The following is a 12,690-nucleotide window of genomic DNA, read 5'->3' on the forward strand; positions in this document are numbered from 1 at the left end:
CCGGTCCGGGCTGGTCTTAAAGACTATTTTCGATATTCGTCATGACAGGATTTGCAGTTGCTTGTCGCCTTCTTGAAGGCTGGCGCAATCTGGCCCATATCGCCTGACTTGGCGGCCTCTGCAAGCGCGGCAGTGTCAGCTTCATATTTGTCGAGGCGGTCAGAGAAATCTGCCCAATTTTCCCAGATGTCGCCTTTGGCGTCGGTCTTGCCCTCCATGCCGCGGGTGTCTTTTTCAAACGCGGTCTTCGCCATGGCGGCCGACATGGCCATCATTTCCGCAAATTTGGCAACATCGCCTTCCTGATCCGCCGTGCCCCGCAAATGCTGCAAAATATTACCAAGGGCATATTTTGTGATCATCATGATATCGTGACGATACTGCGATTCTGCGAAGCGCTTTTCTTCCTCTTCACCATGGGCAAAGCTTACGCCGCTGGCCAGAAGCACGGACAGGGCGGCCGCGCCTGTAATCAATTTACGCTTAACTGTCTTTTGCATGTACCCCTCCAAGGATGCCGGATTTTGCGCATAAGCTTAGCGCCTGCCCATTTCTGGGCAAGCGCTCAATGCTGACAAAATTGTGATGGCCGGATCGGTGCGGCGGAAAAGCCGACTCGAATCAGAGAATCACTTTTTGCTGTTGCTGGCGGCGATCGCGGCGTGGCGGCTGTGCCTGATAGGCTTCCGCGCAGTGACCGGCACAGTAGGGCATGCCCGGCTCGCTGGCCTTGCCACAGAAGTGGAAATCCGCGTCGCCAGGGTGGCCAAGCGGCCACTTGCACATGCGGTCCGTCAGGTCGAGCAGCGAGACAAGCTGTTTGTCTGCCTTCTTCGCCACGCGCTTTGGTGCCGCTTTTTTCTTTTCCTTATCGGTCTTTACCGGTGACGGGCGGGACTTCAGCCCCAGCCGGTGCGCCTTGCCGATAACCGCGTTGCGGGTGACGCCTTCACCAAGCTCCTTGGCGATCTGGCTTGCGCTCAAGCCGTCGTCCCACAGTTTCTTGAGCTGATCAATGCGGTCGTCCGTCCATGCCATGATGGTATCCTTGTCTTTTTATGAAGGGCGGCCTTGAGGGCGCCTCCGAGTCTTTCCCCGCTTATATCGCCCAACAGGCCCTCTTGCCAAGGGAACATTCATCCCCATATGGTGTTGCCGGCCATTCGGCCAGAATTCCGGGCGGGATTTTACAAGAGATAAGCATGACAGCGGAAGGAACAAGTCCCATGAGCGCGACCCTGCATTACAAAACGGACAGCTACCCCGATCTGGGCGCCCGCACCATCGGGGCTGTCAACTGGCGGGGCCTCTGGACCCTTTACATGCGCGAAACCCGCCGTTTCATGAAGGTTTGGGCGCAGACGCTGGCGGCGCCGGCGGTGACCACCATTCTGTTCATGGTAATTTTCACCCTCGCGCTTGGCGGTGCCGGGCGACAAATCGCCGGTCTTGAATATGCGCAGTTCCTCGCCCCCGGGCTGATCGTCATGGCGATACTGCAAAACGCTTTTGCCAACACCTCAAGCTCAATCCTTATTGCCAAGGTGCAGGGCAATATCGTCGACACGCTGATGCCGCCGCTTTCTGCGCTTGAGCTGACGCTTGGCTTTGTCGGTGGCGGCGTGACCCGTGGTCTGGCCGTTGGTTTGTCGGTCGGCCTTGCCTTTACCCTGATGCCAGGTGTGACCATGCAGGTCGCCCATATCTGGCCGATCATCTATTTTGCCGTGGCTGCCAGCACCATGCTGGCGCTTGTGGGGGTGCTGACCGGCATCTGGGCGGAGAAGTTCGACCATGCCGCCGCTATCACCAATTTTGTCATCGCACCGCTGAGCCTGCTCTCGGGCACTTTCTATTCCATTGAGCGGTTGTCCACCAGCTGGCAGGTCTTCAGCCATATGAACCCGTTTTTCTATATGATCGACGGTTTCCGCTATGGTTTTATCGACCAGGCGGACAGCAGCCTGCTGACCGGCTTTGCCTACACGCTTGGCATCAATCTCGTGCTGATCTTCGCGGTCTACCGTGTGTTCAAGACCGGTTACCGCCTGAAGGCGTAGGCTGGCTTCACTCCTGCGCAGCGTGTTCGCTCAGGAGATCGTCGGGGTCGTGGGTGTCGCGCTCGGCTTCCACCTTTTCCATCACCGGGTCTTCCTGCCCAGCTTGCGGTAGCGACGCTTTAGGCGCGGCATCTTTGCGGGTTGGTGCTGTCGGCGCTGGCGGTGCTGCTAGCTCCGTGACGGGCGCGATATCGGCCGCTGTCCCCTCAAACTTGAGGCGATAGATCGGCTCCGGCAGTTCAAGCCCGCCGGCTTCCATTGCATCTTTCGTCACACGGATCGCCTCACCGCGTGCGGCGAAAAAATTGGTCGTGCGCTGGTCGATCCAGCCGCCAAACCAGATGATGATGCTCGAATCGCCCACTTCCTCGACGCGCACCATGGGGGCGGGATCCTTCAGCACAAAGGCGAGCGAGCCAAGTGCTTCAAGCCCCAGATAGATGGCGCGCTCGATATCGCCGTCCGCATTGATGCCAAGGGTGAAGTGGAAGCGCCGTTCGGGCGCGCGGGTATAATTGGTGATCACCCCCTTGAACACCTTGGCATTCGGGATGCGCACATGGTTGCCCTCCTGCGTCATCAATATGGTCGCGCGCGAGGTCAGCCGCATGACCCGGCCCTCGAACTCATCCACGCGCACAAGGTCGTTGGGGCGGAACGGCTGGCGGATGGAGAGCATAATGCTGGCGATATAATTCTCGATGGTGTCCTGCACCGCAAAACCGATGGCAAGCCCCACGATGCCTGCCGCGCCAAGGATGGTGCCCAGAAGCGCCGTCGCACCGATGATATCAAGCGCGATGACAAAAGCTGCGATGAAAAAGACAATGCGCACAAGCTGGCGCAGGAGGTTTTCGACAAAGGCATTGGGCGCGATGCGGCTATAGGGCCAGTCAAAGCGTGTGACGACATAGCCGACGAGAATAACAAGGAAAAAAACCGCCACCCCAACGGCAAGCAGGGGGATCAGGCTGACGGCCTGCAGCGCACGGTCGCCCACCCGCTCAAGCGCCGGGCGCACGCGCTCGCGCACCGAGGTGTCGAGCACAAGGTGGTTTCTGACCGCGATCACACCCTCAACCTTTTGCGCCAGCTCCTCGGCTTCGGTGATCAGGTCGGTCTCCAGCACCGTGCCCGAGAGGGTAACCACGCCCGCGTCCGCCTCCACGGTGACCCCGCGAAAATGCTCATAGTTGGCGTAAATCGCCTCAATCTGCGCCTCGATCGCCGCATCGCTGCGGTCAAGCGAGACCTCCTGCGCGTGCGCGCTACCGATGGCACAGGCCAGCCCAAGGAAGATCGTCAGAAAAAAAGCCCGCACGTGCATAATGCCCCCATATCCGTGAGTGATCATGGTTTCCTCTTAACTGACGATACCATAGCCTGAACGTGGGGCGGGAATGCGGCGAAACTTTTAAAGCGCCATGAAAGCGCGACGTTTGGTGGGTAATCCTGAGTTTCTTCCGGCAATAGAAAATAAAGCGAAAAAGCCCCGTTTCCGCCGCGTCACCCCATTGACTTACCGGCCTCTCCCCGGCATCCTCTGGCCCTCAAGCCGGGGTGCGACACGCGTCCCGGCTGTCGCCTTTCTGTCGCCAAGGTCAAAATAAGCGGGAGGGAGGGGAAGGGCCCCGATAAAGCATAAGACCGAGAACCAGAAAAGGTTCCCAAGGAGAGAGACGTGATCACGCCCCTGATGCCAGTATATTCCCGTATTCCCGTTGCGTTTGAGCGCGGTGAAGGCATGTATCTGTTTGACGAAAACGGCAAGAAATATCTCGATTTCTATGCCGGTATCGGCGTTATGTGCCTTGGTCACTCACACCCCACGCTGGTGAAAGCGGTGCAGGATCAGGCAGCAAAGCTCTGGCACACGGCCAACACCTATGAAATTCCGCTTGGGGCCAAGCTGGCGCAGCGCCTGACAGACGCAAGTTTTGCCGATACGGTGTTTTTCACCAACTCGGGCGCGGAAGCCATTGAATGTGCGATCAAGATGGTGCGCAAATACCATTATGACAAAGGCAACAAGGGCAAATACCGGCTGGTTACCATGGCAAACGCCTTCCATGGCCGTACGCTGGCGGGTATCGCTGCGGCAGGCCAGGAAAAGCTGACCAAGGGTTTTGAACCGCTGCCGGACGGTTTTGATGTGGTGCCTTTTGGCGATATCGAGGCGGTGAAGGCCGCCATCGGCCCCGAGACCGGCGGCATCATGGTGGAGCCCGTGCAGGGCGAGGGTGGTATCCGCCCGCTGAGCGCTGAGCAGATGAAGGCCCTGCGCGACCTTTGTGATGAACATGGCCTGTTGCTGGTGCTGGATGAGATCCAATGCGGCATGGGCCGCACCGGCAAACTGTTCGCCCACGAATGGGCGGGCATCACGCCTGACATTGTCACCGCGGCCAAAGGCATTGGCGGTGGTTTCCCGCTTGGCGCCTGCCTCGCGACCGAAGAAGCGGCTTCCGGCATGACCGTCGGCACCCACGGCAGCACCTATGGAGGCAACCCGCTGGCGATGGCGGTCGGCAATGCGGTGCTGGATGAAATGCTGGCACCCGGCTTCCTTGAGCGCGTGCGCGACATGGGCGACAAGCTTCAGGCCCGCCTGGGCGCCCTGCAGCAAAAACATGGCGATTTTATCTCGGAAGTGCGCGGCATCGGCCTGATGGCAGGCCTGCGCATGCCAGATGTGCCAACCCGCGCCGCTGTGATCGACATGATCGATCGTGGTATGTGTCCGGCCGTTGCTGGTGACATGGTACTGCGCATGCTGCCGCCGCTGATTATTGAAGACGAGCATCTTGATGAAGCCATCGAGAAGCTTGACAGCGCCATGAATGACTGGCGCGAAAAAGGTTTGCCTGCCTAAGCAAAGGCAATCACCAGCCCGGTGGATGGTTCCCGGGCTCCGTTTCAAGAGGAAATGACATCATGACTACCAAGCCCAACCACTTTCTTGATCTCAAGGATATACCGGCCGCAGACCTGCGGCTGATCATTGATACAGCAAGGGAGTGGAAAGAAGCGCGACGCGGCTGGCCCAAGGGCAAGGTAGACGAAGGGGCGGTCCTCGCGGGCTATAACCTCGCGATGATTTTTGAAAAATCATCGACACGCACCCGCATCAGCTTTGAAGTGGCAACACGCCAGCTCGGGGCAATGCCCCTTATCCTGCAAGGTAATTCCATGCAACTGGGGCGCGGGGAAACCACGTCCGACACCGCCAAGGTCATGAGCCGCTATGTGGATGCTATCATGATCCGCGCCAACACGCATGAAGCGGTGCTCGAGCTGGCGGAAGAAGGGACGGTGCCGGTGATCAACGCGCTCACCAACCGATCACATCCCTGCCAGCTGATGGCCGATATCATGACAATCGAGGAACACCGCGGCCCCATCAGCGGCAAAAAAGTGGCCTGGGTCGGCGATGGCAACAATGTGGCCACCTCGCTTATCGAAGCGGCGGTGAAATTTGATTTTTCGCTTGTGCTTGGCTGCCCGGACGCTTTCGCGCCTTATGATGACGTGCTCTCCTGGGCAGAAGCCGAAGGTGGTGACGTGCGCGTTGTCACCAACGCCGAAGAGGCTGTGTGGGACGCCGACGCCGTGATTACCGACACATGGGTTTCCATGGGCGATGACCGCACCGGTTCCCGCGTGCGGGCGCTTGAGCCGTTTCAGGTCAACCGCGAGCTGATGAGCAAGGCGGCGGATGACGCGCTCTTTTTGCATTGTCTGCCCGCGCACCGGGGCGAAGAGGTCACCAACAATGTGCTGGATGGCCCGCAGTCTGTGGTGTGGGATGAGGCGGAAAACCGCCTGCACGCCCAAAAAGCCATCCTTGCATGGTGCCTCGGGAAGTTATAAAAGCCCCGGCAACAGTGTGAATGACCGGCGCGGCGGGATGCAATATTCCCCGCCGCGCTGAAAGAGAGTTTGTGCCATGGTTGATATGCCTCCTGAAGACAGCGTGCAGCGCCCCATCGTCGTGCCGGACCCGGAAGGTAGCCGCGACAATGAAGTGCGCCCCTTTGCCATTGAAGGCATGGACGTGCGGGGCCGTGCCGTGCGCCTTGGCACCGTGACGGACCAGATTCTCTCGGACCATAATTACCCGGACCCGGTTGCCCGTATCCTTGGCGAGCTGCTGACGCTCGCAAGCCTGCTTGGCTCCATCCTCAAGTTTGACGGTATCGTTACCCTGCAGACCAAATCCAAAGGCCCGGTGCCAATGATGGTGGCGGATTTTGAAACCGGGGGTGATGGTACTGGCCGGTTGCGCGGCTATGCCCAGCTTGATGCGAAACGACTGGCAACCTACGGCAAGAATCCCAGCTTCGAAGGGCTTGTCGGCAACAAGGACGGCTATCTGGCGCTGACCATTGATCAGGGCGCGGATATGGACCGCTATCAGGGTATTGTTGACCTTGCGGGCGCGAGCCTGTCGGACGTGGCGCGCAACTATTTCATGAGCAGCGAACAGACGCCAACCGAACTTCGACTCAGTTGCGAACGGGACGCGGTGACCGGCAACTGGCGTTCGGGCGGGATCATGGTGCAGCATCTGGCGCGCGGTGAAGTGGGGCAGCAGCGTATCCTTGACCGCGAAACCAAGGAACAGTGGGAGCGTGCGTCGATCCTGATGCACAGCGTCAAGGAAGCAGAGCTTCTTGACCCGGCGCTGGACCTGGACCAGCTTTTATACCGGCTTTATCACGAAGACGGTGTACGGGTGTTTGAAAGCGCCCATCTTGTCAAGGGGTGCCGGTGTGAGCGCGAACGTCTGCTCGCGGTTCTCGGTCAGTTTGGTGAGGACGAGATCAACGAGATGGTCAAGGACGGTAAAATCGGCATGAACTGCCAGTTCTGTAACAAGACTTTTGAGTTCACGGCCGACGAGGCGCGCGGCCAGTAATCCGCTTTCCTGTTGCAGTTTCCCTCTTTTCGCCCATATTTGCTGTGAAACCGGTGGCATTGGTATATGGGGGGCACGAGATGCGCACATTTTTCACCGCACTGTTTCTGGTTTTTTTGTTCACAAGCACGCAGGGGCGGGCAGATGACGGCGATGTGGTTATCAACCGGCTGGCCGACGGTGTCTGGCGCCATGTTTCTTTCCATGATTATAACGGGAACCGGGTTGCGTCCAACGGGCTGATCGTGCGTGACGGTGACCAGCTCTATCTGGTCGATAGCGCCTGGGGGGACGAGAATACCGAAACCCTGCTGGACCTGATTGACGAGCGCTTTGGCTTGCCTGTCGCCGCCGCCGTTGCCACCCATTCTCACGCCGACCGTGCGGCTGGTGCGGACGTTTTCGCCCGCAGGGGCATACCGTTTTATGCGTCTGAGGCGACACGTGCGCTGGTGCCACAGTGGGGCCTTGCCGTTCCCGCCGAGACATTGGATATAGCACATAAGGCAGGCGCGAAAACACGGCTCGGCCCCTTGGAGATCATGTACCCCGGTGTGGGTCATACGGCAGACAACCTGGTTGTGTGGCTGCCAGCACTGGACCTGCTTTTTGGCGGGTGCGTCGTGCGGGGTGGCACCAGCAAGGACCTTGGCTATTTCAAGGAAGGCGACCCGCTGGCCTGGGCCGACGCGATGGAGCTGATCATCAGGCAATATGGTACCGCTGAAATCGTGGTACCGGGGCACGGCGAAACGGGGGATGCCGTGCTCCTGAGCCATACAGCCGACCTTATTGAAGCCCACCTGACAGCGCAGCCCTGAGCGGCGAGGATCCTGACCGGCCGACGGCCACCAAGCCTGCGTGCCGCCCCGATACCGGCTCAGCACATAACCTTCGGTGGCGAACAACAGCGCGATCAGCGACCAGATGAGCGCCATCCAGCGGAAAAAAAACCGCAAGCCGGTGCGGGCTCGTGTCGGTCAGCAGGCCGGGCAGCATGGCCACCTTTTTGATGGTACGTTCAAACATGAGCCGAGCCTGGCCGCGCGCGCCTGCTTCATAAAGAAAATACCATTTCACCACATGCGGGCCACGGCTCGCCGCGGCACCCCCTTGCGCAGCCATGATATGGCAGTGGCCGCCCATCCAAAAAAAGAAGGGCGCCCGGTAAGGCGCCCTTTTGATGACTCGGAACATATGGTTTTGTTGGTGGTACTCAAAACACGGGAAACGCTGCCGGCCTAGAACTTGAAGCCGACATTGAGACGGACCGCCCGCGGCTGAGCCGCCGTGCGAACCGCGAGGAAGTCTTCGTTAGGACCATCGAAGCTGTCGGTGATGATCTCATAAAGCCGGTAGGCTTTCTGCGTGTTCAACACGTTGAAGACATCAAGGCCGGCATACACTTCAAAGCCGTTGAACTCGGTCGTGTAATCAAGGCTGAGGTCAAGACGAACCTGCCATGGCGTGCGGCCATACTGGCCCCGTTCAATATATTCAAACACACGGTCCTGGCTCGTCCAGATGCCATCACCCGGGTCAAGGCAGTTATCGACACAAAGATAGTTGCCTTCTTTCCGCGTCTGGGTGTTGAACGGGTTGCCGTAAGCGCGGGCGTTGATCGGCGCGCCCGAGATCATGGAGAAGTTCGCACCCATCGTCAGGTCAGGCGTGATGGCATAGGCGCCGTACGCCTTGAACTGGTGACGGTGGTCATTCGCCAGCATGCCGTAGTTCGAGTTGATGAACATCACGTCATCGCCTGATTCGGTCCAGCCCGGGATATCGTTGCCGGTGTCGGAGTTGACGCCGCCCTCATAGTTACCCGTGCTTTTCGACAGGGTGTAGGACAGACGCGCCATCCAGGTGTCATCCCAGTGACGGTTGGCAACAAATTCAAGCGCGCGATACTTGCGGATCGGGCGGTCGGAGCCGATCGGGTCCGGGTTGCCGTCGCCGTCAAGATCGTAGCCGAAGCTTTGTGCTTCGCCAAGGTCCACCGTGACCGTCTGCACACCGCCGGTGTCACAGTCGTGATCGATGGTCAGCTCGCGGCCCACGTTGCCGAACACCCATTTGCTGATGTTGCCGCAGCCGGCCACATCCACATCAATGCGCATGTCCTCAATGGCGTCGTGGAATTCACGGTAGATACCGCGTACACCGAAGTCCCAGCTGTCGTTGACCTGCATCTCGAAGCCGAGGATGAATTCATCCTGATAGGAGGCTTCAAGGTCGTGGTCGACCACAAAGGCTTTGTCGTCGCGGCCCTCGCCACTGCCGAACTGCACCACCTGGCCGATCTGCTGGCCAAGGATAGGTGTGATGTTCGTCAGGCCCGAAGACGTTTCGTTTTCCTGCAGGCCCTGCAGTGCATAATAGGTGCGGGTGTCGATGGTGCCGCCGCCTTCACGCGCGGCCAGGCCGTTCGCGATCGGGAAATAGTAGCGGCCCGCATTGGCATAAAGCTTCATGCTGCCTTCACCCTTGACATCCCATGCCAGCCCGAAGCGCGGCGAGAACATGTTGGAGACCTTGATGAAGGAATTGCCTTCAGCGTCCTTGCTGTCGAAGCGGTCCCAGCGCACGCCAAGCGTGGCCGTCAGCTCGTCGGTGACCGACCAGATGTCCTCAAGGTAGGCTGCTGACGTATTGGCATCGAAGGTACCGCCGCGGATTTCCTGCCGCGCCAGCACATAGGCAAATACCCCGTCCGGCACCGTGGTGTCGTTCACGCTGTCACCTGGCTGGGTGTCGTCGATGGTGAAGTTGGCCTGCTCCGGCCCGACGGACGCCCGCTCCATGAAGGTGGTGCGTTTTTCATGGTCGAAGCCAAAACGCAACAGGTGGCGGTCAAGCTGCCATTCCATATCAAGCCGCATGGCCTCGCGCGAGTTGATGCGGTTGTCGTTCCGCAGCTGCGTGGTACAGCCGATATGTTCGTCCACGCCGTCGCGGTCGTCATACACCCGGTTACACTCGGTCGAGATATTGGTGTAATCGTCCGAATTGCGCTTGTTATTACCATAGAGCGCCTTCACCGTGAAATTATCGGTGAACTGGCCGGTGTAGGTCAGCGCCCAGTTGGTGCCGCCACGCTCTGATGTCGCGGTTTCGGCATAGGTGCCGTCCTGGAAGCGGTCGGTTACTTCCTTGGATTTATCGGAGAAGACAAAACCTTCGATCGAATGATTGTCGGTGATGAACCAGTCAACCTTGCCGCCCCAGAAGCCGGTGTTGTCTTTATAGTCAGAGAAAGACGAGCCGGTGGTGTTGTAAAATTCGCCATTGTTCAGGCGCGGCTGGAACAGGGCGTAGAAGAAGACCTTGTCCTTGATGATCGGGCCACTCAGATGCACGTTGGCTTTGAAATTGTTTTCAACGTCATCGCTTCTGTAGATGGTTTTGTCATTGTCGCGATTATAAAAGTCCTGGGCATTACCGCGCAGGGCCTGTGGTTCCCAGAACACTTCACCGCCGCCGTGGAATTCGTTGGTGCCCGACTTCAGCACCGCGTTCACAACGCCGCCTGTCGTGCGGCCAAATTCAACGGAATATCCACCGGTCTTGACCTGGAATTCCTTGAACATGGCAAACGGCACGTCGGAGAAACCAACACCGGTTTCCACGTCCGAGACATTGAGGCCATTGACGAAGATGGAGTTCTCCCCCACCGATGCACCGCCAAAGGAAATGCCGCCGAAGGCCGGGCCCTGTACAACGCCGGGCGCCAGCAGCGCCACCGCATCGGCGGAGCGCACGATCGGCAGATCTTCAAGCGCGTTCGCCGAAATATTGAAGGCCGATTCGGTGGTCGTCATGTTGATGCCCGAGACCGCCCCGGCGGAGACGATAATCTCCTCCATGGCCATGTCACCCAGGCTCATGGCAACATTCAGGTCGGTGGTGCCGCCGATGGAGACACGCACGTCCTCAAGTACCGCGCGTTCGTAACCGTCCTTGGAAACCGTCACCCTGTAGGTGCCGACCGGCAGGCGGGCAAAACGGAACTTGCCCGCGTTGTCTGCCGTGACAGAGCGGCGATAGCCGTTTTCCTCGTTCAGGACCGTGATGGTTGCGCCCGAAAGCGCTGTGTTGGCCTCGCTTGCTACAAGACCGCTGATGGAACCATCGCTGTTGGCAGCCATGGCGCCGCCGGTGGAGAGAGCGGCACAACTGACCCCCATCCCCAGTATCAATGCATATTTTCGCAAATTCCGTGCGTTCATTTCCTCACCCATTCGCTTTATGTTGCTGCGGCAGCGCCCCTCCGCCCCGCCACAAGAATATGGAAGAATAATTTATGCGACGAATTATTCCTTCTGTAAAGAATTTTTCTTTCAGGCATCACAAAAATGCCCGAAAAAGAGACTTTTCTGCAACGTTTCTATCTGGTAGAACCAATCTGGGAAATTGGAATAAATAATTCCGGGCACATTTCTGGCCGAACGTGGCACTAATAGATAATACTGACAGGAACAAAGAATATCAGGCACCCACGCGGGGTGTTTATTGCCGGGGATGACAGGGAGGGTTTTGCATTGATCACAGACGGATTTTCATATCTGGCGATTCTGCTGCTTGTGGGCGGGGCCATCCGCATGCTGGAAACCAGCACAAAACATCGCCTGTTTGATTATCTGCCCGGTGTGGTCGCGCTTTATTTCATTGTCATGCTGATGGCGACCTTTGGTGTGTGGGAACAGACCGACAGCGTGAACGCCACCTACAGTTCCGTGAAGGGCAACCTGTTGCCCGCGATGATTTTCCTGATGCTGCTGAAGGGGGACTTGCGCAAGATTATCGGCCTTGGCCCGCGCATGCTGCTGGCCTTTGCTGTGTCGGCCACCAGTATCGGGATTGGTTTTGTTGTCACCTACGCCGCCTTCAAGGCGTGGTTGCCTGCCGACGCGTGGAAGGCTTTTGCCGCCCTCTCCGGCAGCTGGATGGGTGGCACCGGCAATATGGCGGCCATTCAGGGCGCGCTGAGTGTGCCGGATACCGCCATGGGCTACACGCTTCTGATGGATTCGGTTGATTATGCCTTGTGGGTTATCCTGCTGCTGGCGCTGGTGCCCTATGCCGCCGCCTTCAACCGCTGGACCAGAAGCGACACCGCGGCCATCGACCGCATCGGTGCCAGGCTCGAGGCGGCAGAGGGCGCGGACGAGACGCCGATTGATTTTACGGCGCTGGTCTTCCTGATCGGTGTTGCGCTGGCCGCAAGCGCCCTGTCGCAGACGTTTGCGGGCCTGATGCCGGCCACAAGCTTTTTCACCGGCACCACCTGGGCGGTGCTGATTGCCACCATCCTCGGGGTGGTGGCTGCCATGACACCCATGGGCCGGATTGCGGGTTCAAACGAGGTAGCGAATGTCATGCTCTATGCCATCATCGGGCTTATCGCCTCGCGCGCGGATTTCGCCGGCCTTGCCGAGGCACCACTTTATGTGGCCGCCGGGCTGATGGTGCTGGCTGTGCACGGCCTTGCCATGGTGGGTGCGGCCAAACTGTTCCGGCTGGACCTGTTTTCCTGCGGTATTGCCTCGCTCGCCAACATCGGCGGGGTGGCGTCCGCGCCCATATTGGCTGCGGCCTATTCGCAGCTGCTTATCCCCATTGGTGTCCTGATGGCCATGCTGGGGTATATCATTGGTACCGGTGGTGGCCTGCTGGTCGGTAAAATATTGTCGCTGCTCTAAGAGGTTTCTG

General features: G+C 58.8%; 11 protein-coding genes. 6 read left to right on the plus strand and 5 right to left on the minus strand.

Annotation, left to right across the window (positions count from 1 at the left end; genetic code table 11):
- Positions 1 to 23 precede the first annotated feature (23 nt).
- Complete coding sequence (locus OEU85_RS16570; protein WP_262692637.1) at positions 24 to 500, minus strand: c-type cytochrome; 477 nt, start codon at positions 498 to 500, stop codon at positions 24 to 26.
- A gap of 121 nt (positions 501 to 621) precedes the next feature.
- On the minus strand, positions 622 to 1,038 hold the full coding sequence (locus tag OEU85_RS16575) for a GcrA family cell cycle regulator (RefSeq protein ID WP_262692638.1): 417 nt from the start codon (positions 1,036 to 1,038) through the stop codon (positions 622 to 624).
- Between the two features lie 188 nt (positions 1,039 to 1,226).
- Here OEU85_RS16575 and OEU85_RS16580 point away from each other — a divergent pair, with 188 nt between their 5' ends.
- Complete coding sequence (locus OEU85_RS16580; RefSeq protein WP_394805443.1) at positions 1,227 to 2,060, plus strand: ABC transporter permease; 834 nt, start codon at positions 1,227 to 1,229, stop codon at positions 2,058 to 2,060.
- Between the two features lie 7 nt (positions 2,061 to 2,067).
- On the opposite strand, the gene OEU85_RS16585 is transcribed toward OEU85_RS16580, so the two are convergent.
- Complete coding sequence (locus OEU85_RS16585; RefSeq protein WP_262692640.1) at positions 2,068 to 3,414, minus strand: mechanosensitive ion channel family protein; 1,347 nt, start codon at positions 3,412 to 3,414, stop codon at positions 2,068 to 2,070.
- Between the two features lie 327 nt (positions 3,415 to 3,741).
- On the opposite strand from OEU85_RS16585, the gene OEU85_RS16590 reads away from it, so the two are divergent.
- The 4 genes from OEU85_RS16590 to bla all read left to right on the plus strand — a co-directional run bounded on the left by OEU85_RS16590 (position 3,742) and on the right by bla (position 7,799).
- Positions 3,742 to 4,932, plus strand: a complete 1,191-nt coding sequence (locus OEU85_RS16590) for an aspartate aminotransferase family protein (RefSeq protein ID WP_262692641.1) — start codon at positions 3,742 to 3,744, stop codon at positions 4,930 to 4,932.
- A gap of 62 nt (positions 4,933 to 4,994) precedes the next feature.
- On the plus strand, positions 4,995 to 5,930 hold the full coding sequence (gene argF, locus OEU85_RS16595) for an ornithine carbamoyltransferase (RefSeq protein ID WP_262692642.1): 936 nt from the start codon (positions 4,995 to 4,997) through the stop codon (positions 5,928 to 5,930).
- 76 nt (positions 5,931 to 6,006) lie between these two features.
- A complete protein-coding gene (locus OEU85_RS16600) occupies positions 6,007 to 6,978 on the plus strand; it encodes an Hsp33 family molecular chaperone HslO (protein ID WP_262692643.1) in 972 nt (323 codons plus the stop codon).
- Positions 6,979 to 7,058: 80 nt separating this feature from the next.
- Positions 7,059 to 7,799: a subclass B1 metallo-beta-lactamase gene (bla, locus tag OEU85_RS16605; RefSeq protein ID WP_262692644.1), complete on the plus strand. Its 741-nt coding sequence runs from the start codon at positions 7,059 to 7,061 to the stop codon at positions 7,797 to 7,799.
- Here the strand turns inward: bla and OEU85_RS16610 are convergent.
- Positions 7,768 to 8,103, minus strand: coding sequence for a hypothetical protein (locus OEU85_RS16610; protein ID WP_262692645.1), 336 nt, complete (start codon positions 8,101 to 8,103; stop codon positions 7,768 to 7,770). The two genes, bla and OEU85_RS16610, sit on opposite strands and share 32 nt — an antisense overlap.
- A gap of 116 nt (positions 8,104 to 8,219) precedes the next feature.
- On the minus strand, positions 8,220 to 11,207 hold the full coding sequence (locus OEU85_RS16615; protein ID WP_262692646.1) for a TonB-dependent receptor: 2,988 nt from the start codon (positions 11,205 to 11,207) through the stop codon (positions 8,220 to 8,222).
- A 312-nt stretch (positions 11,208 to 11,519) separates the two neighbouring features.
- Here OEU85_RS16615 and OEU85_RS16620 point away from each other — a divergent pair, with 312 nt between their 5' ends.
- A complete protein-coding gene (locus OEU85_RS16620) occupies positions 11,520 to 12,680 on the plus strand; it encodes a DUF819 family protein (RefSeq protein ID WP_262692647.1) in 1,161 nt (386 codons plus the stop codon).
- Positions 12,681 to 12,690: the final 10 nt, after the last annotated feature.

The sequence above is a fragment of the Kordiimonas aestuarii genome (genome assembly GCF_025574465.1).
Taxonomy (GTDB): Bacteria; Pseudomonadota; Alphaproteobacteria; order Sphingomonadales; family Kordiimonadaceae; genus Kordiimonas; species Kordiimonas aestuarii.

Bases quoted from the DNA above. Each gene is read 5' to 3' on its own strand.
- OEU85_RS16570 (WP_262692637.1), bottom strand. From the start codon at position 500: ATGCAAAAGACAGTTAAGCGTAAATTGATTACAGGCGCGGCCGCCCTG.
- OEU85_RS16610 (WP_262692645.1), bottom strand. From the start codon at position 8,103: ATGGCTGCGCAAGGGGGTGCCGCGGCGAGCCGTGGCCCGCATGTGGTG.
- OEU85_RS16600 (WP_262692643.1), top strand. From the start codon at position 6,007: ATGGTTGATATGCCTCCTGAAGACAGCGTGCAGCGCCCCATCGTCGTG.
- OEU85_RS16585 (WP_262692640.1), bottom strand. From the start codon at position 3,414: ATGATCACTCACGGATATGGGGGCATTATGCACGTGCGGGCTTTTTTT.
- OEU85_RS16575 (WP_262692638.1), bottom strand. From the start codon at position 1,038: ATGGCATGGACGGACGACCGCATTGATCAGCTCAAGAAACTGTGGGAC.
- bla (WP_262692644.1), top strand. From the start codon at position 7,059: ATGCGCACATTTTTCACCGCACTGTTTCTGGTTTTTTTGTTCACAAGC.
- OEU85_RS16615 (WP_262692646.1), bottom strand. From the start codon at position 11,207: ATGAACGCACGGAATTTGCGAAAATATGCATTGATACTGGGGATGGGG.
- OEU85_RS16580 (WP_394805443.1), top strand. From the start codon at position 1,227: ATGAGCGCGACCCTGCATTACAAAACGGACAGCTACCCCGATCTGGGC.
- argF (WP_262692642.1), top strand. From the start codon at position 4,995: ATGACTACCAAGCCCAACCACTTTCTTGATCTCAAGGATATACCGGCC.